The organism is Streptomyces sp. YJ-C3 (genome assembly GCF_053891275.1).
In genome coordinates this window covers 8,478,891-8,497,840 of sequence record NZ_CM132685.1, presented here as the reverse complement: position 1 = coordinate 8,497,840, position 18,950 = coordinate 8,478,891, and the positions used below count along the sequence as shown (strand labels likewise).

18 protein-coding genes are annotated in these 18,950 nt (G+C 73.4%); 8 read left to right on the top strand and 10 right to left on the bottom strand.

What is annotated here, in order from left to right; genetic code table 11:
* Positions 1 to 83: 83 nt before the first annotated feature.
* A complete protein-coding gene (locus tag ACVHNB_RS38485; protein WP_456226955.1) occupies positions 84 to 260 on the bottom strand; it encodes a hypothetical protein in 177 nt (58 codons plus the stop codon).
* A gap of 64 nt (positions 261 to 324) precedes the next feature.
* On the opposite strand from ACVHNB_RS38485, the gene ACVHNB_RS38480 reads away from it, so the two are divergent.
* Positions 325 to 1,374, top strand: a complete 1,050-nt coding sequence (locus ACVHNB_RS38480) for a hypothetical protein (protein ID WP_428953956.1) — start codon at positions 325 to 327, stop codon at positions 1,372 to 1,374.
* Positions 1,375 to 1,463: 89 nt separating this feature from the next.
* Here the strand turns inward: ACVHNB_RS38480 and ACVHNB_RS38475 are convergent, their stop codons facing one another.
* The 3 genes from ACVHNB_RS38475 to ACVHNB_RS38465 all read right to left on the bottom strand — a co-directional run bounded on the left by ACVHNB_RS38475 (position 1,464) and on the right by ACVHNB_RS38465 (position 5,225).
* Positions 1,464 to 2,978, bottom strand: coding sequence for a PTS transporter subunit EIIC (locus tag ACVHNB_RS38475; RefSeq protein WP_456226954.1), 1,515 nt, complete (start codon positions 2,976 to 2,978; stop codon positions 1,464 to 1,466).
* A gap of 47 nt (positions 2,979 to 3,025) precedes the next feature.
* Positions 3,026 to 4,003, bottom strand: a complete 978-nt coding sequence (gene murQ, locus ACVHNB_RS38470; protein ID WP_428953958.1) for an N-acetylmuramic acid 6-phosphate etherase — start codon at positions 4,001 to 4,003, stop codon at positions 3,026 to 3,028.
* 292 nt (positions 4,004 to 4,295) lie between these two features.
* Entirely contained in the window at positions 4,296 to 5,225 is a 930-nt protein-coding gene (locus ACVHNB_RS38465) for a MurR/RpiR family transcriptional regulator (protein WP_428953959.1), read from the bottom strand.
* A gap of 109 nt (positions 5,226 to 5,334) precedes the next feature.
* On the opposite strand from ACVHNB_RS38465, the gene ACVHNB_RS38460 reads away from it, so the two are divergent.
* Both ACVHNB_RS38460 and ACVHNB_RS38455 read left to right on the top strand, forming a co-directional pair.
* Positions 5,335 to 5,715, top strand: coding sequence for a hypothetical protein (locus tag ACVHNB_RS38460; RefSeq protein WP_456226953.1), 381 nt, complete (start codon positions 5,335 to 5,337; stop codon positions 5,713 to 5,715).
* Positions 5,712 to 5,978 (top strand): DUF4031 domain-containing protein, encoded by a 267-nt coding sequence (locus ACVHNB_RS38455; RefSeq protein ID WP_456226952.1) that lies wholly within the window; start codon positions 5,712 to 5,714, stop codon positions 5,976 to 5,978. Before ACVHNB_RS38460 ends, ACVHNB_RS38455 begins: the two co-directional genes overlap by 4 nt.
* Here ACVHNB_RS38455 and ACVHNB_RS38450 read toward each other — a convergent pair.
* Together ACVHNB_RS38450 and ACVHNB_RS38445 are read right to left on the bottom strand one after the other, a co-directional pair.
* Positions 5,935 to 7,173, bottom strand: a complete 1,239-nt coding sequence (locus ACVHNB_RS38450) for a Cmx/CmrA family chloramphenicol efflux MFS transporter (protein WP_456228998.1) — start codon at positions 7,171 to 7,173, stop codon at positions 5,935 to 5,937. The two genes, ACVHNB_RS38455 and ACVHNB_RS38450, sit on opposite strands and share 44 nt — an antisense overlap.
* Positions 7,174 to 7,259: 86 nt before the next feature.
* On the bottom strand, positions 7,260 to 7,913 hold the full coding sequence (locus tag ACVHNB_RS38445; RefSeq protein WP_428953964.1) for an HD domain-containing protein: 654 nt from the start codon (positions 7,911 to 7,913) through the stop codon (positions 7,260 to 7,262).
* 30 nt (positions 7,914 to 7,943) lie between these two features.
* On the opposite strand from ACVHNB_RS38445, the gene ACVHNB_RS38440 reads away from it, so the two are divergent.
* The gene (locus ACVHNB_RS38440; RefSeq protein WP_456226951.1) at positions 7,944 to 8,618 is read left to right on the top strand and encodes a maleylpyruvate isomerase family mycothiol-dependent enzyme; all 675 of its coding nucleotides are present in this window, start codon (positions 7,944 to 7,946) and stop codon (positions 8,616 to 8,618) included.
* A 54-nt stretch (positions 8,619 to 8,672) separates the two neighbouring features.
* Here ACVHNB_RS38440 and ACVHNB_RS38435 read toward each other — a convergent pair whose 3' ends face one another.
* On the bottom strand, positions 8,673 to 8,861 hold the full coding sequence (locus tag ACVHNB_RS38435) for a hypothetical protein (RefSeq protein WP_428953966.1): 189 nt from the start codon (positions 8,859 to 8,861) through the stop codon (positions 8,673 to 8,675).
* Positions 8,862 to 9,226: 365 nt separating this feature from the next.
* Here ACVHNB_RS38435 and ACVHNB_RS38430 point away from each other — a divergent pair, with 365 nt between their 5' ends.
* Positions 9,227 to 11,203 carry a HelD family protein gene (locus ACVHNB_RS38430; RefSeq protein ID WP_456228997.1) on the top strand — a complete coding sequence of 659 codons (1,977 nt, stop codon included), beginning with the start codon at positions 9,227 to 9,229 and terminating at the stop codon, positions 11,201 to 11,203.
* A 7-nt stretch (positions 11,204 to 11,210) separates the two neighbouring features.
* On the top strand, positions 11,211 to 11,921 hold the full coding sequence (locus ACVHNB_RS38425; protein ID WP_456226950.1) for a MerR family DNA-binding transcriptional regulator: 711 nt from the start codon (positions 11,211 to 11,213) through the stop codon (positions 11,919 to 11,921).
* Positions 11,922 to 11,989: 68 nt separating this feature from the next.
* Here ACVHNB_RS38425 and ACVHNB_RS38420 read toward each other — a convergent pair whose 3' ends face one another.
* Together ACVHNB_RS38420 and ACVHNB_RS38415 are read right to left on the bottom strand one after the other, a co-directional pair.
* The gene (locus ACVHNB_RS38420) at positions 11,990 to 12,694 is read right to left on the bottom strand and encodes a copper homeostasis protein CutC (protein WP_428953968.1); all 705 of its coding nucleotides are present in this window, start codon (positions 12,692 to 12,694) and stop codon (positions 11,990 to 11,992) included.
* 66 nt (positions 12,695 to 12,760) lie between these two features.
* Positions 12,761 to 13,624 carry a hypothetical protein gene (locus ACVHNB_RS38415; protein ID WP_456226949.1) on the bottom strand — a complete coding sequence of 288 codons (864 nt, stop codon included), beginning with the start codon at positions 13,622 to 13,624 and terminating at the stop codon, positions 12,761 to 12,763.
* A 169-nt stretch (positions 13,625 to 13,793) separates the two neighbouring features.
* Here ACVHNB_RS38415 and ACVHNB_RS38410 point away from each other — a divergent pair, with 169 nt between their 5' ends.
* Both ACVHNB_RS38410 and ACVHNB_RS38405 read left to right on the top strand, forming a co-directional pair.
* Positions 13,794 to 16,055, top strand: a complete 2,262-nt coding sequence (locus ACVHNB_RS38410; RefSeq protein WP_456226948.1) for a heavy metal translocating P-type ATPase — start codon at positions 13,794 to 13,796, stop codon at positions 16,053 to 16,055.
* A gap of 93 nt (positions 16,056 to 16,148) precedes the next feature.
* On the top strand, positions 16,149 to 17,288 hold the full coding sequence (locus ACVHNB_RS38405; RefSeq protein ID WP_456226947.1) for a glycosyltransferase 87 family protein: 1,140 nt from the start codon (positions 16,149 to 16,151) through the stop codon (positions 17,286 to 17,288).
* Here the strand turns inward: ACVHNB_RS38405 and ACVHNB_RS38400 are convergent.
* Positions 17,240 to 18,883, bottom strand: coding sequence for a DNA repair helicase XPB (locus tag ACVHNB_RS38400; RefSeq protein ID WP_456226946.1), 1,644 nt, complete (start codon positions 18,881 to 18,883; stop codon positions 17,240 to 17,242). The genes ACVHNB_RS38405 and ACVHNB_RS38400 overlap by 49 nt on opposite strands.
* Between the last annotated feature and the right edge of the window lie 67 nt (positions 18,884 to 18,950).

The window sequence follows — 18,950 nt, the reverse complement described above, 5'->3', positions numbered from 1 at the left end:
GGCGGCGCTCAGCCGGCGGTGGGGCAGAACACCGTCGTCGACGATGAAGTCCAGGGCGTCGTAGCCCCGCGTCTTCGGGCTGCTCAGGGCGTAGGCGTGGAGGCAGAAGCCCGTGTCGGTGCCGCGGGCGGTGACTCAGTGGTCGGCGCCGCGACCAGCAGCGAGCCGGTGACCAGGGCCAGTCCGATGGGGTTGCGCGGGTTGTGGACGGAGCGGCTGGTGCCCCCACCGCTGCGTATGAAGACGCGGTCATCGTCCATGAGGGCATTCTGGTACGGGAGTTGCGGGCGAAGAGCGGAGCGGGGGGAGCTCAGGATGGCGCGGGTGGTGCGGAGGGGATTCGGATGGCTGCTGTTGGTGGCCGTGGTGCTGGCGGCCGCTGCGGGGGCGGTGGCCACGAAGGTGTCGGGGACGGTTGCCGAGGAGCGGGCCTGGAAGGCGGCCGGGCCGTGCCGGGCCGGTGCGCCCTTCGCGGAGTCGGCCGGGTGCCGGTTCCGGGAGCCCGCCGTCGTCGGGCGGACCGTGGTGGGGCACAGCAGGTCGGGCGGGGACAGCTGGCTGTACTTCCGGGACGGCAAGCCGTTCGGGCGGCTCAATGTCTCCAGCGATGACGCCGCCGCCTTCCAGCCGGGACAGCGGGTCGAACTCGTCTACTGGCAGCGGAAGGTGCGCCAGGTGACGGGGGCCGGGCACACGGCCGACCTGGCCGTGCCGGACGGCGGCGAGGTCGCTGCGGCGGTGGTGGCGCTCGGCTGCGCCGGGGCGGGCGTGGCGGCGGTGGCGGCGCTGCGGTTCCGGTTCCGGCGGCGGCCGCACGACGAGGTGCGGCCCTCGCCCGTGGGGTTCGTGGTGCTGGCGGTGCTCAGCGCGGCCTGGCTGATCCCCCTGAGCTACTTCCGCCCGACGACGCTGTGGCAGGAGCCCGCCCTGTACGTGGGTCTCGTGGTCACCGGGGCGCTGTGCGTGCCGATATGGCGGGCGGCGCGGCTGTGGGCCCCGGCGGACTTCGGGGCGGCGCCGCCCCCGCCGGACGACCGGGAGGTGTTCGTGCGGGCCGCCTTCCTGGACGACACCGCGTACAACCCGGACGGTTTCGGCACGCACCTCGTCCTGGGCGGCGGGCAGCCGGCGGCCGTGGTGCCGCACGGCGGGCCGGGCCGGTTCGCGGCCCGGGACGTGCCGGTCGGGCAGCTGCGGCTGACGGAGATACGCCGGGTACGGGCCGGCGACGGGGAGACGGTGTCGCGCGGCTGGTACGTCGCCGTGTTCACGGACGGGGCGGACGGGAGCGAGGTACGGCTCGGTGCCGAGCCCCGTCAACTGGCCCTGGTCCTGCGGGCGTTCAAGGAGTACGGGGCCGTCGTCGCGGTGTGAGGCCGCCGCCGGGCCCCGGTGGCGGACGGGTACGAGGAGGGGCGGCACCCCGTGACCTCGGGATGCCGCCCCTCCTCGTACGCGAGGTGTCAGATCTTCGCCGGTTCCTTCGGCTGTGCCGGGCCGGCCGGTGTCTGCTCGGCGCGGGCCGCCGGGGACCCGCCCGGGGTTGTCTCCTGGGAGTCCGCGTTCAGCTCCACCAGCATCTGCTTGCTGAAGCCGAAGAAGTACGTCGCGAGGAAGCCGACGACGTAGCCGACCAGCAGGCCGCCGCCGTAGACGGCGATCGTGGTGCCCAGACCCTTGTTGCCGTCGAGGAGGGGGAACAGCGCCCAGCCGGACGGGCCGATGGCCGTCGAGCCGACCTTGTCGCCGATCATCGAGAAGAAGCCGATGAACGCGCCGCCCGCCGCGCCGCCGACGCACGCCGTGATGAACGGGCGGCCCAGCGGGAGCGAGACACCGTAGATGAGGGGTTCGCCGACACCCAGGAAGCCTGCGGGGAGCGCCGACTTGATGGTGGTGCGGATCGACTTGTTGTGCTTGAGGCGCTTGAAGACCGCGATCGCGCAGCCGACCTGGCCGGCGCCCGCCATCGCCAGGATCGGGAGCAGGACCGTGTAGCCCTGCTGCTCGATCAGCGTGGTGTGGATCGGGATGAGGGCCTGGTGCAGGCCCAGCATGACCAGCGGCAGGAAGAGGCCGCCGAGGGCCAGGCCGGCGAACGCGCCGGTGTTGTCCAGGAGCCAGTTGGCCGCCGTGCCGATGCCGGTGGAGATCTCACCGGCGACGTACATCAGGCCGAAGATCGTGACCAGGCCGGAGATCAGGACCGTGAGGGTGGGGGTGACCAGGACGTCGATCGCCTCGGGCACCCACGTGCGGCACCACTTCTCGATGTAGACGGCGAGGACCGCCGCGCCCAGCGCGCCGAGGACGCCGCCCTGGCCGGGGGAGAGCTTCTGGCCGAACGCCGAGATGTTCGCGACGCCCGCGTACACGATGATCGCGGCGACCGCGCCGCCGAGGATCGGGGTGCCGCCGAACTCCTTCGCCGTGTTGTAGCCGACGAAGACGGCGATGAGCGCCATGAAGCCGGAGGCGATCGCGGCGAGGGCCGGGGTGATGCCGGGCAGCCACTCCAGGTTGATCAGCAGGCCGTTGATGCCGGCGATGATGCCGCAGCCGATCAGGGCCGGGATCAGCGGCACGAAGATGTTGGCGATGCGGCGCAGGAAGAGCTTGAACGGCGTGGCGTTCTTCGCCTTCTGCGCCGCCCTCAACTCGGCGCCCTGGGCGGCCAGTTCGTCCGCCGTGACCACGTGCGGCTCGGGGGCGGCCGCCTTCCCCTCCTCGACGAGCGCCTCGAACTCGGGGGTGACCCGGGCGACCTTCCCCGGGCCGAGGACGATCTGGTAGGTCTCGTCCTCGACCACGCCCATGACATCGGGCAGTGCCTTCAGCGCCTCGTCCTGGACGAGCGAACGGTCTGCCAGGCCCAGCCGGAGCCGGGTCATGCAGTGGACTACGGAAGTGACGTTCGCGGCGCCGCCGACAAGCGGGAGGATCGAGGCCGCCACGTCGCGGTTCTTGTTCTCAGCCATGGTGCGTGCTGCCTTGCTGTGCGGGTGGTGCTGGGGGTGTACGGGGGTCAGGGGGTGGTGCGGGCGGCCGCCGCGAGCGCGGCACGCAGATGGCCGTCGGAGTCGGCGAGCAGCCGGGCCGCCGTCGGCCCGTCGACCTCGCCGAGCACGACGAGGATCGCGTTCTTCACCTCGCCGTCCGTCGCGGCGAGCGCGGCCTCGATGGCGTCGTCGTCGGCGCCGGTGGCCAGGGAGACGATGCGGCGGGAGCGGGCCCGCAGCTTCTCGTTCGACGCGCGTACGTCGACCATGAGGTTCCCGTACGTCTTGCCGAGCCGGATCATGGTGATCGTCGACAGCATGTTGAGGACGAGCTTCTGGGCCGTGCCCGCCTTCAGCCGGGTGGAGCCGGTGAGGAGCTCCGGGCCGACGACGACCTCGATGCCGTGGTCCGCGGCGGCGGCCAGGGCGCTGTCCGCGTTGCAGGACAGGCCGACGGTCAGCGCGCCGTACGTCTTCTTCGCGTGCTCGACGGCGCCGATCGCGTACGGGGTGCGGCCGGAGGCGGAGATGCCGACCACGACGTCGTTCTCCGTCAGGTTCAGCGCGGCCAGGTCCTCGGCGGCCAGGTCCTTGGAGTCCTCGGCGCCCTCGACCGCGGTGACCATCGCCGACGGGCCGCCCGCGATCAGGCCGACGACCTCGCCCGGGTCCGTGTTGAAGGTGGGCGGGCACTCCGACGCGTCCAGCACACCGAGCCGCCCGGCCGTGCCGGCGCCCGCGTAGATCAGCCGGCCGCCGCGCGCCATGCGCTCGGCGGTGCCGTCGATCGCGGCGGCGATCCGCGGCAGCTGGGCCGCGACGGCGGTGGGGACGGAGGCGTCCTCGCCGTTCATGATCTTCGCGATCTCCAGGGTGGACTGCTGGTCGATCTCGGCGAGCTCGGGCCGGAACGCCTCGGTGGTGAGGGTGGCCAGCTGGGCACGGAGTTCGCTGTAGTCGCCTTCTGCGGCGGGGGTGGTGTCGGCGGCGTCAGTGGTGGTCATGTTCGGGGGCTCTTTCCGGTGCGGCGGGGGCGGGTGCGGGTGGCGGTTCACGGGGTGGCGTCTGCCGTGTGCTGTCTCGTCGCCGGCGGGCGGCGGGTGGGGGTTGCTCGCGCAGTTCCCCGCGCCCCTGGAGCGTGCGGCTTCGCCGCAGCCCCACGAGGGCGCGCTTCACGCGCCCCTTCGGATGGCGCACGCAGTGCGCATCTCAGGGGCGCGGGGAACTGCGCGGCCGGCCCCCACCGGGCCGTGGCCGACCGGAGACGGGAGGGAGCGGGGCAGTGGCGCGCCGGGTTCATGATCTGGCTCCCCGCGGAGCGGCCCGGTGGCGGTGCGCGAGCGCCTCGTACGAGGCCGACAGGGCCGGGGCCGCGGTCTCGTACGAGCGCTGCGCGACACCCACGAACAGGCAGTCCACGACGAGCAGCTGGCTCGTGCGGGACGACATCGCGGCCGGGCGCAGCTCGCTCTCGCGGGCGATGGAGGTGGTCAGTATGTGGTCGGCGTACTGCGAGACCGGGCCGTCGGGGCGGCCGGTGATCGCGATGGTCGTCGCGCCGTGCTCGAAGGCGACCCGCAGCGGCTCGATCACGTCGCCGGTGGCGCCGGAGTGCGTGATGGAGACGGCGACGTCGCCGGAGCGCAGCGTCACCGCGTTCGTGATCGCCAGGTGCGGGTCGGAGTGCGCGTGGGCGATCTGGCCGATGCGCAGCAGCTTCTGCGCGAGGTCCTGGGCGACGAGGCCGGAGGCGCCGACGCCGTACACGTCGACGCGGCGGGCGCCGGCCAGCGCGTTCACGGCGGCGCCGAGCTGCACGGTGTCGAGCCCGGCCGCGGTGTCGGCGAGGGTCTGCTGTTCGTCGTAGGCGAGCTTGGCGACGACGTCGGCGATCGGGTCGTCGACGGCGATGTCGGCGGTGACGGCGGGGGCGCGGCCCGACTGCTGCTGGGCGGCGAGCCCGGCGAGCGCGAGGCGCAGGTCCCGGTAGCCGGGGTAGCCGAGGATGCGGGCGGTGCGGACCACCGTCGCCTCGCTCGTGCCGGTGAGCTCGGCGAGGCCGGTGACCGTGAGGGCGGCGCAGCCGGCCGGGTCGGCGGCGACGGCCTCGGCGACCCGCTGCATGGAGCGGGTCATCGAGGGCGCGAGGGTGCGCACCTTGGCCGCGAGGGCCGCGGGGGCCGGCGGCGCGTCGCTGGAGAAACTTTCCTTCACGTCATTGCTCACGTTCTGAAAGATATTTTCGGAACGGTGGCGGGTCAAGGGTCCTTCGGCTCTGTCGTGCGGCTCACACACGGCTCACGCGCAACCGGCGGCCGGGCGCACAATGGCATCCATGGACACCATCAGCCCCCTGGAGCAGGCCCTGCACGCGGCCCGCGCGCTCGTGCTCGCGGATCTCAAGGCGGTCGACGTCGCCGACGCGGACGTCGTCTCGCTCGTCGAGGAGTCGATCACCTCGCGCCGCTGGTGGGTCGAGCAGTGGCCGGAGGGCGTCGAGTTCGTCACCGGGCTCGTCGCGCAGGACGTGCAGGACGGGATCCTGGAGCGGCACGGACGCTGGCCGGTGTGCCCCGTGTGCGGCCCGGAGGCGGGCACCGGCGGCCCGCACGCGTTGGACGTCGAGCCGGAGCTGGGCGCCGACCCGCACTGGGTGTGCTCGGAGGCGGGGGTCGTGGTGGCGGCGGTGGGGTCGCTGGGCACGGTGACCGGGTGACGGTCTATATCGACCCGCCGAACTGGCCCGGTCACGGCCGCATGTGGTCGCACCTGGTCAGCGATGTCTCGTTCGCCGAACTCCACCTGTTCGCCGAAGGGTTGGGGGTGCCGCCGCGCGCCTTCGAGCGCGATCACTACGACATCCCCTCGCATCGCTACGGGGACGCGGTGCGGGCCGGGGCCGTCGAGATCGGCTCGAAGGAACTCGTGCGCAGGATCACGGACGCGGGGCTGAGGCGGCCGAAGGGGCGCCCCGCGTGACCGCTGTTGCTCCCGCCTCCGCCGACGACCCCGTCACCACCTTCGACGCCGTCCGCCGGTGCAGCCGCAGCGACACCGCCGTCAGCGCCAGCGCCAGCGCCGTCATCGCGCCGCCCGCCCAGGCGGTGGCCGGGTAGCCGAGGCCGGCGTCGATGACCGTGCCGCCGAGCCAGGGGCCGCCCGTGTTGCCGAGGTTGAACGCGGCGGTCGTGGTGGCGCCGGCCAGGGTGGGGGCCGCGCCCGCGACGTTGAACATCCGGGCGTTGAGTGCCGGGGCCGTGTAGAAGGCGGACAGGCCCAGCAGGAACGACAGGGCCACCGCGGCGATCTCCAGGTGGCCGAGCAGGGCGAGCGCGGCCAGGAAGACGGTCGACGCCGTGATGCCGGTCAGCAGCACCCCGAAGAGGTGCGCGTCCGCGATCCGGCCGCCGACCGTCGTGCCGACCAGCGCGCCGATGCCGAACAGGGCGAGCACCAGCGGCACCCAGCCCTCCGGCAGCCCCGCGACGTCCGTCAGGAGCGGCGAGAGATAGCTGAACGCGCAGAACACGCCGCCCGCGGCGAGCGCGGTGACGGCGACGGACAGCCACACCTGACGGTCCCGGTAGATCGACAACTCGCGCTTCAGCTGCGGTCGTTCGGCCGGGAGCGGGATCTTCGGGACGAGCGTCACGATGCCGACGAGGGCGATCGCCGAGGCCGCGCCCACCGCCCAGAACGCCGCGCGCCAGCCGAGCCCGTCACCGAGGAAGGCGCCGGCCGGGACGCCCAGCACGTTCGCGATCGACAGGCCGCCGATCATCACCGCCATCGCGCGGGCCCGCTGGTTCACCGGCACCATCGCGATGGCGACCGCCGCGCCCACCGCCCAGAAACCGGCGCAGGCGAGCGCCGAGACGACCCGCGAGGCGAACAGGATCGCGTACGACGGGGCGAGCGCGCCCGCCACCTGCCCCAGGCCGAACAGCGAGATGAGGGTGATCAGCGTGGTGCGGCGGGGCAGGCGCAGCGTCGCCACGGCGAGCAGCGGGGCGCCGACCACCATGCCGATCGCGAACGCCGAGATCAGCAGGCCCGCCTGCGGGATCGTGACGTCCATGTCGTCGGCGACCGCCGGGAGCAGCCCGGAGAGCATGAACTCGCTCGTGCCGAGCGCGAAGACGCTGAGGCCGAGGATGTAGACGGCGAGGGGCATGCGGGTGGTGGGATTCGGCGGCATGTAAGGGGTCAACCGGGGCTGCGGTGGTGGCATTCCCGGCCGCCGTTTCCCGGAGGTTCTTCTCAGGGAGCCAGCAGGGCCAGCTCCGTCGTGAGGTTGTCGCGCGCCCCGGACTCCCAGTGCGCCGTCCCGTACGGCGTGCGGAACAGCCGGGGCAGTTCGAGGAGTTGGCGCAGGACCGCGGCCCGGCCGGTGCGGAACGCCTCGTCGGGGACGAAGGCGTACTCCTCGCGGACCGCCCTGGTGTAGGCGGCGTACGTCTCCGGCGGCGCGGCCAGGATCGCCAGGTCGGCGTCGCACAGGGCCTCGCCGTTCGTGTCGCCGTCGGCCGGGTCGTGGGTGACGGTGAGCCGGACCAGCCGGGCGACCTCCGCGACCCGGGCCTCGGGCAGTCCCGCCTCGCGCAGGGCGCGCTCGGCCAGCACCGCGGAGCGCTCCTCGTTCTCGGAGCGGTCCGGGCGGTACACGGCGTCGTGGAACCAGGCGGCCAGCCGTACCAGCGCCGGATCCGCCGCGTGCTCCGCCAGTACGTCGAGGTGGTCGAGGACCGCCGTGAGGTGGGTGGTCGTGTGGTACTTGCGCTGCGGCTCGGACCAGCGGGCCAGCAGGTTGTCCGCGTACGGGTACGGGTCGGTGCCCGGGGCCTCGGTCGTCGCCCGCAGGGCGCGGGCCCAGCGCTCGCGCAGGTTCTGCGGATCCTCGTGCTCCGGCGTCATACCGAGAGCCTAGCCCCCTACGGTGGGGCCATGACTGCAGACGCCGTACGGGACAACGCACGCGACCCCGAGCTGCCTGGGCGGCTCCTGGAGGCTGAACGGGACGCCCTGGTACCCCTGTTGAGAGGCCGGCCCGACACCGATTTCGACCTGCCGACCGCATGTCCGGGATGGACCGTGCGGCATGTCCTCGCGCACTGTTCGGCCGCGCTGACCCGGGTCGTGGTGGGCCGCTTCGAGCCGGGTGTGTTCAGCCCCGAGTGCAACGACCGCGACATCGCCGAGCGGGCGGGCTGGTCCCACGAGGAGGTGCTGGACGAGCTGGAGCGCGGGATGACCGAGGCGGGCGCCGCCATCGCCGGGGCGGGCGGGGCGCTCGACGGCGTCGCCCTGGGGGAGTGGGTCCACGCCGGGGACGTACGGGACGCCCTCGGTGAGCCCGGGGCCTACGCGGGAGACCGGCTGCCGGCGGCGCTGGACCTGCTGGTCCGGATCAGCCGGGAGCGGGAGCACGTCGCGCTCCACGCCGACGTGGACGACCTCGACACGCCGCTCGTGCTCGGCGCCGTGGGAGGCGAGGCGCCGCCCGCGCGGTACATCGGGGACGCGGCGACGCTGGTGCGGTTGTACGCGGGCCGGCCGTTGGCGGGGGCGCGCTACGAGCTGGCCGGGGTCGAGGAGGCCGAGCTCAATCTGTTCGGGTGAGGAGACCCAGCCCCTCCGGCGCCCGAGGAGCAGGGTCCGGGGCAAAGCCCCGGGTCAGTGACGTGTGACGACGCCCGCTTCGCGGTACAGAGAGCTGTCGGTGTCGCCCAGCACGACGACGCTGAACGCCGCCGCGGCGAAGACTCTGATCATCCGCACCGCGTTCCCGACGCGGTGCGGGTGGTGCGCTCCGGTCGCCGCGGTGGCGCCGGACGGGGCCGGGGTGAAGGTCGCTGCACTCATGCCTCCAGGATGCGATTCGGGCGATACGTGCACATCGGCCCCGGGGAGTAATCCGCGTACGACTCAGGAGGGACCCCGACCCTTAGGCGTCCCCGGTGGGCGCCCCCGGCGCGGAGAATCCGTTGGCACGGGCACGCGTCTGTCCCGTACACTCGCGCGTCCTGCCCGCCTCCCTTCGCCGTGATCGCTGAAGCCGGAGCGCCGCCGACCGGTCGGAAACCGGCCGGACCCCGTCGCGTACGCGTACCTGGAGCCGGAGGCACTACCCCGTGAGCCCGTCAACGTCGCCCACGCCCGCACCCTCGACGTCACCGCTCGACCGCGAGCGCGCACACCTCGTCTCGTCCCGGGCCGCGCTGCGCGCCATGCGCGAGGACGCGCAGGCGCTCGACATCCGCGACGTCACCGCCAACTGGGTCAACGCCGAGGTGCTGCAGCGCCAGATCGACGAGCGGATCAAGGCGCTCGCCGACCTCAGCCACACGCCGCTGTTCTTCGGCCGGCTCGACTACCTGCGCGCGCCGGGCGTCGACCTCGCCGAGGGCGCCGACGGCGAGCGGTTCTACATCGGGCGGCGGCACGTGCACGACGCCGACGGCGACCCGATGGTCATCGACTGGCGCGCACCGGTGTCCCAGCCTTTCTACCGGGCCTCGAAGAAGGACCCGCTGGACGTCGCGCTGCGCCGCCGGTTCGGTTACACCGGCGGCGAGCTCACCGCGTACGAGGACGAGCACCTGTCCGACCCGGCCGAGGCCGAGCGGACCAGCAAGCTGCTCCAGCAGGAGATCGAGCGGCCGCGCGTCGGCCCGATGCGCGACATCGTCGCCACCATCCAGCCCGAGCAGGACGAGATCGTGCGCAGCGGCCTCGCCGGGTCGGTGTGCGTGCAGGGCGGGCCCGGCACCGGGAAGACCGCCGTCGGCCTGCACCGGGTCGCGTACCTCCTCTACGCGCACCGCGAGCGGCTCGCCCGCACGGGCACGCTCGTCATCGGGCCCAACAAGTCGTTCCTGCACTACATCGAGCAAGTGCTGCCCGCGCTCGGTGAGTTGGAGGTCAAGCAGGCGACGGTCGAGGACCTCGTCGCGCTGGTGGAGGTGCGCGGCACCGACAGCGCCGAGGCCGCCCTGGTCAAGGGCGACGCCCGGATGGCCGAGGTGGTGCGGCGGGCGCTGCGCTCGCACATCACCCCGCCGACGGAGGGCGTCGTGGTGGTGCGCGGGTCCCGCCGCTGGCGCGTCGCCTCGTACGAACTGGAAGACATCGTGCGGGAGTTGACGGAGCGCGACATGCGGTACGGGGCCGCGCGCGACGCCCTGCCGCAGCGCATCGCGCACGCCGTGCTCGTCCAGATGGAGCGGGCGGGCGAGGCCCCGGACGACCGGGTGCAGGACGCGGTCGCGCGCAATGCCGCGGTGAAGGCGGTGGTCAAGGCGGTCTGGCCGGCCGTCGACCCGGCCAAGCTGGTGCTGCGGCTGCTGTCCGACGCGGACTTCCTCGCGGAGCACGCGGAGGGGCTGCTCGACGAGCAGGAGCAGAAGGCCGTGCTGTGGGCGAAGCCGGCGCGCAGCGTGAAGTCGGCCAAGTGGTCCGTCGCGGACGCCGTGCTGATCGACGAGGCGGCGGATCTCGTCGCGCGGACGCACTCGCTCGGACACGTCGTCCTCGACGAGGCGCAGGACCTGTCGCCGATGCAGTACCGGGCGGTGGGGCGGCGCGCGACGACCGGTTCCGTGACCGTGCTCGGGGACCTCGCGCAGGGCACGACGCCGTGGGCGACGCGCAGCTGGCACGAGGCGCTGGCCCATCTCGGCAAGCCGGACGCCGTGGTGGAGGAGCTGACGGCCGGTTTCCGCGTGCCGACGGACGTCATCACGTACGCGTCGCGGCTGCTGCCGTCCATCGCGCCCGGGCTCGCCCCGGTGCGGTCCGTGCGGGAGAACCCCGGGGCGTTCGAGGTGCGGGCCGGGTCGAGGCCGGCGGATGTCGTCGCCGCGTGCGTGCTGGCGCTGGAGAACGAGGGCTCGGTGGGTCTGATCGCGGCGGACGCGCGGTGCGGCGAACTGGCGGCGCAGCTGACGGCGGCCGGCCTCACGTACCTCGCCCCGGGCGAGGAGACCACGGCCGAGTCGCGGCTCACCCTGGTGCCGGCGTCGCTGGCGAAGGGCCTGGAGTACGACTACGTGGTCCTCGACGAGCCGGCCGCGGTGGTGAACGGCGAGCCGGACGAACGGACCGGCCTGCGCCGGCTGTACGTCGCGCTGACCCGGGCGGTGTCGGGCCTGGTGGTGGTGCATACGACACCGCTGCCGGAGCAGCTCGCGCCGTCGGCCCGATAGGTACGTCGTGGCACGGCTCCGCACGGTCGACCTGGCCCGCCTCGCCGGTGTCTCCACCCAGCAGATCCGCAATTACGAGGACCTGGGCGTGCTCCCGGACGTGCCGCGCACGGAATCCGGCTATCGCGTCTTCGGGGACGTGCACCGCAGGGCCCTGCTCACCTATCGCGCGCTCGCGGCGGGGTACGGGGGCGCCGTCGCGCAGGACGTGATGCGGGCGGTGCGGGCCGGTGACGAGCCGGGCGCGCTGGCCGCGGTGGACGCGGCGCACGCGGCCGCGCACGAGCAGCGGCGCGCGCTGGCGGCGACGCGGGAGGCGCTGGCGGTGCTGGCGGGCGACGGCGGACCCCGCGGCGTGCCGGACGATCTGCGGATCGGTGACGTGGCGCGGCTCGTCGGCGTACGGACGTCGGCGCTGCGTGTGTGGGAGGCGGCGGGCCTGCTCCGGCCCCGCCGTCAGCACGCCACCGGGTACCGCCTGTTCGGCCCCGCCGAGGTCCGCGACGCCCGCATCGTCCACACGCTGCGGGCGAGCCACTATCTGTTCGCGCAGATCGCCCCGGTCCTCGACGAGCTGCGCACGACCGGCGACAGCGAGGCGCTCCGCGCGGCCCTGGACACCCGATCCCGGACCCTCACGACCCGCACCCGCCTGATGCTCCACGCGTCGGGCCACCTGGACGCCTACCTCAACTCACTGCAAGAAGCGGAGAGTTGACCAAGCTCACAAGGGTCGCCCGGCGCGGCGCCAGGGGTGCAGCCCCGACGAACGAGGTGCCGGACGCGTCAGGCGTCCAGGGCCTCGCGCCACACCCGTACCGCGTCCGCGGAAACCGGCCCGTCCCACCCGTCGGGACGCGACGCCCCGCCGATGTGGAACGCCGAGACCCCGGCGGCCCGCAGCCCCGGCACATGCTCCAGGCGGAGCCCGCCGCCGACCAGGATCTGCTGCTCGTACCCCGGCTCCCGGGCCACCGTCCGCGCGGCCTCGGCCACGAGGACGTCGAGGCCCGCGTCGACCCCCTCCGCGGAGCCCGCCGTCAGATACGTGTCGAGCCCCGGCAGATCCGCCAGCTGCTTGCGCAGAGCGTCCCGGTCCGCGGCCCGGTCGACGGCCCGGTGGAACGTCCACCGGCATCCGTCCAGCTCCGCCACGAGCCGCTCGACGGCGGCGAGGTCCGGCCCGCCGTGCTCGTCCAGGAACCCGAGCACGAACTCGTCCGCACCCGCGGCCCGCAGCTCCCGCGCGGCCGCCACCAGAGCGTCCACCTGCGCGGAGTCGCCCGCCGAGAAGCCGTCCGCGAGGCGGAGCATCACGCGCAGCCGGATCCCCACGGCGGCGCGGATCGCCGCGAACGTCTCCACCGACGGCGTCAGCCCGTCCGCCGCCATGTCGGTGACCAGCTCCAGGCGGTCCGCACCCCCGGCCTGAGCGGCGATCGCGTCCACGGTGTCGAGGGCGATCACCTCCAGGACTGCACGCTTGCTCATGAGGCTCCTGTCGCGACGACCTACCCGGGGCCCCGGCGATAGGTCTAGTCCAATGTCCTGCCCAGCCTACGCCGCGTGCACCGTGAACGCAGCCGTCCTGACCACCCCGTCGTGCTTGAAGTCCAGGAAGAGCCGGTACGTCCCCGCGCTCGGCGCCGTCGCGGTGAAGGAAACCTCCGGCCCCGGCCTGCCGTCGTGCGGGTGAACGTGAAGGTACGCGAGATCGCCGGAGCGCAGCGCGACCAAGTGCCCGTACGCGCCGAGGTACGGCTCCAGATCGGTGACCGGCCGGCCGTTCCTGCGGACGCTCAGGGTCAGCTCGCTCGCCGCGCCCGGCCGCAGCCCGCCCTCGACCCGGACCTCGTAGCCGTCCACCCGTGCCGTCTCCGCGTGCCCGGGCAGCGGGGCCGGCGCGTACCGCCCGGCGACCCCGAGGCCCGCGCCGAGCGTGAGCCCCTCCTGCTCGCCGCGCGGCGTGAAGTCGGCGAAGACCCGGTAGTCGCCCGCCTTCGGCAGCGAGACGGGCGTCGACCAGGTGCCGTCGGCGCCGCGGACCGGATGCAGATGCCGGTACGCGGTCAGGTCGCGCGAGGCGACGATCAGGTGCAGCTCCTTGCCGTGCTCCTTCTTGTACGAGGTCACGGGCTTGCCGGTGCTGTCCTCACGGATGGTGAAGCGCAGCTCGCCGGTCCGGTCCCGGAGCCGGTCCCGCTCCAGGTCGAGCGTGTAGCCGCGCTCGGAGACCTGGAGCCCGCCGGGGGTGGTGTCCGCGGCCGGGGCGGCGGAGGCGTCGCCGTGCTCGTCGTGTGCGGCCGGCCGCTTCTCGGTCCCGGCGACGACGGGGTCCACCCCGGCACCCACCCCGTACGCGGTCCCGAACGTGGCGGCGGCCGCGGCGGCGAAGGCGGCGATCTTCAGTCCTGCGTGCATGGCGGGCTCCTCGGGTCGGCGGGGCGGTCGTCGTTCCCGCCATCACGACGATACCCCTGGGGGGTATCAAGTCAAGTCTTTGCCGCCCTTGCGATTGATACCCCCCAGGGGTATAACTGGATCACATCACGGGGTACCCGCCCCGGGTACCCGTCACTCAGGAGGCACCATGCCGGCGCAGACCGTCGCCCCACCCGCGCAGGTGGAGCTCGCCATCGGCGGCATGACCTGCGCCTCGTGCGCCGCCCGCATCGAGAAGAAGCTGAACCGGATGGACGGCGTCGAGGCGACCGTCAACTACGCGACCGAGAAGGCGAAGGTCTCGTACGCGCAAGGGGTCGGGGTCGCGGACCTGATCGCGACCGTCGAGGCCACCGGTTACACGGCGCAGGAGCCCGCGCCCGCCCGGGAGGACACGCCCGAAGGCGACGGCGGCGCCGGCGACGAACTGCGTCCCCTGCGCCAGCGCCTGATCACCGCGGTCGTCCTCGCCGCGCCCGTCGTCGCGATGGCGATGATCCCGGCCCTCCAGTTCACGTACTGGCAGTGGCTCTCGCTCACGCTGGCCGCGCCCGTCGTGACGTACGCGGCCTGGCCCTTCCACAAGGCGGCCGTCACGAACGCGCGGCACGGCGCCGCGACGATGGACACCCTGATCTCGGTCGGTACGTCGGCGGCGTTCCTGTGGTCGCTGTGGGCGCTGTTCTTCGGCACGGCCGGCGAGCCCGGCATGACGCACCCCTTCGAGCTGACCATCACCCGCGGCGACGGCGCCGGGAACATCTATCTGGAGGCCGCGGCGGGCGTCACCGCCTTCATCCTCGCGGGCCGCTACTTCGAGGCCCGCTCCAAGCGGAAGGCGGGCGCCGCGCTCAAGGCGCTGCTCGAGCTCGGCGCCAAGGACGTCACCGTCCTCCGGGGCGACGGGCGCCGCGAAGAGACCGTCCCCGTGAGCGAGTTGAGGACCGGCGACCGCTTCCTCGTCCGCCCGGGGGAGAAGATCGCCACCGACGGCGCGGTCGTCGAGGGGTCGTCCGCCGTGGACGCCTCCATGCTCACCGGCGAGTCCGTGCCGGTCGAGGTCGCGGTCGGCGACACCGTCACCGGGGCCACGCTGAACGTCGGCGGGCGGCTCGTCGTCGAGGCCACCCGGGTCGGCGCCGACACCCAGCTCGCCCGGATGGCGAAGCTCGTCGAGGACGCGCAGAACGGCAAGGCCGCGGCCCAGCGGCTCGCGGACCGGATCTCCGCCGTGTTCGTACCGGTCGTCATCGCCCTGGCCGTCGCCACGCTCGGCTTCTGGCTCGGCAACGGCGCGGGCTGGACGGCCGCGTTCACCGCCGCCGTCGCCGTGCTGATCATCGCCTGCCCGTGCGCGCTCGGCCTGGCGACGCCCACCGCGCTCATGGTCGGCACCGGCCGCGGTGCCCAGCTCGGCATCCTCATCAAGGGCCCCGAGGTCCTGGAGGGCACCCGCGCGGTCGACACGATCGTCCTCGACAAGACCGGCACCGTGACCACAGGGCGGATGACACTCCTCGCCACGCACCCGGCGCAGGGCACCTCGGAGGCCGAAGTGCTGCGCCTGGCAGGCGCGTTGGAGCATGCCTCCGAGCACCCGATCGCACAGGCCGTGGCCGCCGGTGCGGCGGCCCGGGTGGGCGAGCTCCCCGCCCCCGAGGACTTCACGAACATCCCCGGACTCGGCGTCCAGGGCATCGTCGACGGCCACGCCGTCCTGGCCGGCCGCGAACAGCTGCTCGCCGACTGGGAGATCCGCCTGCCCGCCGGGCTGGCCCGCGCCAAGTCCGCGGCCGAGGCCGCCGGGCGTACGGCGATCGCCGTGGCCTGGGACGGCGAGGCCCGCGCCGTCCTGGAGGTCGCCGACGCCGTGAAGGAGACCAGCCCCGACGCGGTCCGCCGGCTGCGTGCGCTCGGCCTGCGCCCGGTGCTGCTGACCGGGGACAACGAGGCGGTGGCCCGCTCCGTCGCGGCGGAGGTCGGTATCGCGCCGGACGACGTCGTCGCCGAGGTGCTGCCCCAGGACAAGGTCGACGTCGTCAAGCGCCTCCAGGGCGAGGGGCGTTCGGTCGCCATGGTCGGCGACGGCGTCAACGACGCGGCGGCGCTGGCGCAGGCCGATCTGGGGCTGGCGATGGGGACGGGGACGGATGCGGCGATCGAGGCCGGTGACCTCACCCTCGTCCGCGGTGACCTGCGGTCGGCGGCCGACGCGATCCGGTTGTCGCGCCGGACGCTCGGCACGATCCGGTCCAACCTGTTCTGGGCGTTCGCCTACAACGTGGCGGCGCTCCCGCTCGCCGCGGCGGGGCTGTTGAACCCGATGATCGCGGGCGCGGCGATGGCCTTCTCGTCGGTGTTCGTGGTCGGCAACAGTCTCCGCCTGCGCCGCTTCCGGGCGGGCTTCTAGTCCAGCGGCAACGGCGCCGAGGACGCGGGGTTCTGCCCGGACCCCGCTCCTCAGCAGCCGGAGGGGCTTGACTTATGGTTGCTCACCGTGATCATGAGCTTGCGCAAAGTCGCCGCCCCCCTTCTGCTCGGCCTCTCCGTCATCGCCCTGCTCACCCTCTGCGCCGCCCAGCACGCCCCCATGTCCGACGTCCTCGTCTACCGGGCCGAGGGCGCCGCCGCGGCGGACGGCGGGCGCGACCTCTACGGGTTCACGGTCACGGCGTGGCAACTCCCCGCCACCTACCCCCCGTTCGCCGCACTCCTCTTCATCCCGGCCACCTGGCTCCCCCTGCCCGCCCTCAAGGCCGCCTTCCTCCTCGGCAACCTCGGGCTCATCGCCGTCCTGGTCCACCTCTCCTGCCGCCTGGCGGGCCTGAAGACGACGCGGGCCGGGACCGCCCTGCTCACCAGCGGAGCGCTCTGGCTCGAACCCGTCTTCCAGACCGTCCTGTTCGGGCAGATCAACCTCGCCCTGGCGTGCCTCGTCCTGTGGGACCTGACCCGGCGCAGCGGCGCCCGCGGCAAGGGCGTCGCGCTCGGCATCGCGACCGGCATCAAGCTCACCCCGGCCGTCTTCATCGTGTACCTGCTGCTGACCGGCCGCCGCCGCGAAGCGGCCTGCGCGGCGGCGGGCTGCGCCGGCACCGTGGCGCTGGGCGCGCTCGTACTCCCGTACGCCAGCTGGGAGTTCTGGACGCGGCGGCTCTACGAGACCGGGCGCGTCGGCAAGGCGTGGATCGTCGACAACCAGTCGCTGCAGGGCCTGATCGACCGCGCGCTGCACACCACCGAACCCGGCGCGCTGTGGGCCGTCCCCGCGGCCGTCGTCGCGCTGGCCGGACTGTACGCGGCCGCGCGCGCCCGCACCGAGGCGCACGGCATCGCCCTCACCGCGTTCACCGCGCTCCTCGTCTCACCCATCAGCTGGTCCCACCACTGGGTGTGGTGCGTCCCGCTGCTGGCGCTGACGTGGGCGGCGGGCCATCGACGTACGACCGCGGCCGTCGCGCTGCTCTTCACCGCCCGCACCATGTGGCTGCTGCCCCACCAGGGCGACCTGGACCTGCAACTCGCCTGGTGGCAGCAGCCGTTGGCGTCCCCGTACCCGCTGCTCGGCCTGGCTCTCGTCGGCGTGGCGCTGCGTCAGCCCTCGGCGAGCAGCTCGTCCGCGTCCACGATCCGGTACGCGTAGCCCTGCTCGGCCAGGAACCGCTGGCGGTGCGCCGCGAAGTCCTGGTCGATCGTGTCGCGGGCGACGACCGAGTAGAAGCGGGCCTCGTGCCCGTCCGCCTTCGGGCGCAGGACACGGCCGAGGCGCTGCGCCTCCTCCTGCCGCGAGCCGAACGTGCCCGAGACCTGGATGGCGACCGTCGCCTCCGGCAGGTCGATGGAGAAGTTCGCGACCTTCGACACGACGAGGACGGAGAGCTCGCCCTCCCGGAACTGGTCGAACAGCTTCTCGCGCACCGCGTTCGTCGTCTCGCCCTTGATGACCGGGGCGTCCAGATGGGCGCCCAGCTCGTCGAGCTGGTCGATGTACTGGCCGATGACGAGGGTCTGCTCACCCGCGTGCTTCTTCACCAGCGCCTCGGTGACCTTGCGCTTCGTCGCCGTCGTCGCGCAGAAGCGGTACTTCTCCTCGGCCTCGGCGGTGGCGTACGCGAGCCGCTCGGAGTCGGTGAGATTGACCCGGACCTCGACACAGTCCGCCGGGGCGATGTACCCCTGCGCCTCGATCTCCTTCCACGGCGCGTCGAACCGCTTGGGGCCGATGAGCGAGAAGACGTCCGACTCACGGCCGTCCTCCCGGACCAGGGTCGCGGTCAGGCCGAGACGGCGGCGCGCCTGCAGGTCGGCGGTGAACTTGAAGACCGGCGCGGGCAGCAGGTGCACCTCGTCGTAGACGACGAGGCCCCAGTCCCGGGAGTCGAACAGCTCCAGGTGCGGGTAGACACCCTTCCGCTTCGTCGTCAGCACCTGGTACGTGGCGATGGTGACCGGGCGGATCTCCTTCTTCGTACCGCTGTACTCGCCGATCTCGTCCTCGGTCAGCGACGTCCGCTTCACCAGCTCGTGCTTCCACTGCCGGGCCGACACCGTGTTCGTGACGAGGATCAGCGTGGTGGCCTTGGCCTGTGCCATCGCGCCCGCGCCGACGAGCGTCTTGCCCGCGCCGCAGGGGAGCACGACGACGCCGGACCCGCCGTGCCAGAAGCCCTCGACGGCCTGCTTCTGGTACGGGCGCAGCGACCAGCCGTCCTCCGCCAGCTCGATCGGGTGCGCCTCGCCGTCGACGTACCCGGCGAGGTCCTCGGCCGGCCAGCCCAGCTTCAGCAGCGTCTGCTTGATCTGGCCGCGCTCGGAGGGGTGCACGGCCACGGTGTCCGCGTCGATCCGGGCGCCGACCAGCGGCTGCACCCGCTTGGAGCGCAGGATCTCCTCCAGCACCGGGCGGTCCGTGGTCGTCAGCACCAGGCCGTGCGCCGGGTGCTTGGACAGCGTCAGCCGGCCGTAGCGGTCCATCGTCTCGGCGATGTCGACCAGCAGCGCGTGCGGCACCGGGTAGCGGCTGTACTGCACGAGCGCGTCCACGACCTGCTCCGCGTCGTGGCCGGCCGCCCGCGCGTTCCACAGGCCCAGCGGCGTCAGCCGGTACGTGTGGATGTGCTCCGGCGCCCGCTCCAGCTCGGCGAACGGCGCGATCGCCCGGCGGCAGTCGTCGGCCTGCTCGTGGTCGACCTCGAGGAGCAGGGTCTTGTCCGACTGGACGATGAGTGGACCGTTCACGCGCGGCACCCTTTCTGCTGGCCCTGGCCCGGTGTGGCCAAACGTCCAGTGTGCCGCATGCCGCGCG

Coding starts and splice junctions, on each gene's coding strand:
- ACVHNB_RS38405 (WP_456226947.1), top strand. CDS start 16,149: ATGAGCTTGCGCAAAGTCGCCGCCCCCCTTCTGCTCGGCCTCTCCGTC.
- ACVHNB_RS38450 (WP_456228998.1), bottom strand. CDS start 7,173: ATGCCCCTCGCCGTCTACATCCTCGGCCTCAGCGTCTTCGCGCTCGGC.
- ACVHNB_RS38445 (WP_428953964.1), bottom strand. CDS start 7,913: ATGACGCCGGAGCACGAGGATCCGCAGAACCTGCGCGAGCGCTGGGCC.
- ACVHNB_RS38420 (WP_428953968.1), bottom strand. CDS start 12,694: ATGAGCAAGCGTGCAGTCCTGGAGGTGATCGCCCTCGACACCGTGGAC.
- ACVHNB_RS38415 (WP_456226949.1), bottom strand. CDS start 13,624: ATGCACGCAGGACTGAAGATCGCCGCCTTCGCCGCCGCGGCCGCCGCC.
- ACVHNB_RS38410 (WP_456226948.1), top strand. CDS start 13,794: ATGCCGGCGCAGACCGTCGCCCCACCCGCGCAGGTGGAGCTCGCCATC.
- ACVHNB_RS38460 (WP_456226953.1), top strand. CDS start 5,335: ATGGACACCATCAGCCCCCTGGAGCAGGCCCTGCACGCGGCCCGCGCG.
- ACVHNB_RS38440 (WP_456226951.1), top strand. CDS start 7,944: ATGACTGCAGACGCCGTACGGGACAACGCACGCGACCCCGAGCTGCCT.
- ACVHNB_RS38430 (WP_456228997.1), top strand. CDS start 9,227: ATGCGCGAGGACGCGCAGGCGCTCGACATCCGCGACGTCACCGCCAAC.
- ACVHNB_RS38485 (WP_456226955.1), bottom strand. CDS start 260: ATGGACGATGACCGCGTCTTCATACGCAGCGGTGGGGGCACCAGCCGC.
- murQ (WP_428953958.1), bottom strand. CDS start 4,003: ATGACCACCACTGACGCCGCCGACACCACCCCCGCCGCAGAAGGCGAC.
- ACVHNB_RS38475 (WP_456226954.1), bottom strand. CDS start 2,978: ATGGCTGAGAACAAGAACCGCGACGTGGCGGCCTCGATCCTCCCGCTT.
- ACVHNB_RS38435 (WP_428953966.1), bottom strand. CDS start 8,861: ATGAGTGCAGCGACCTTCACCCCGGCCCCGTCCGGCGCCACCGCGGCG.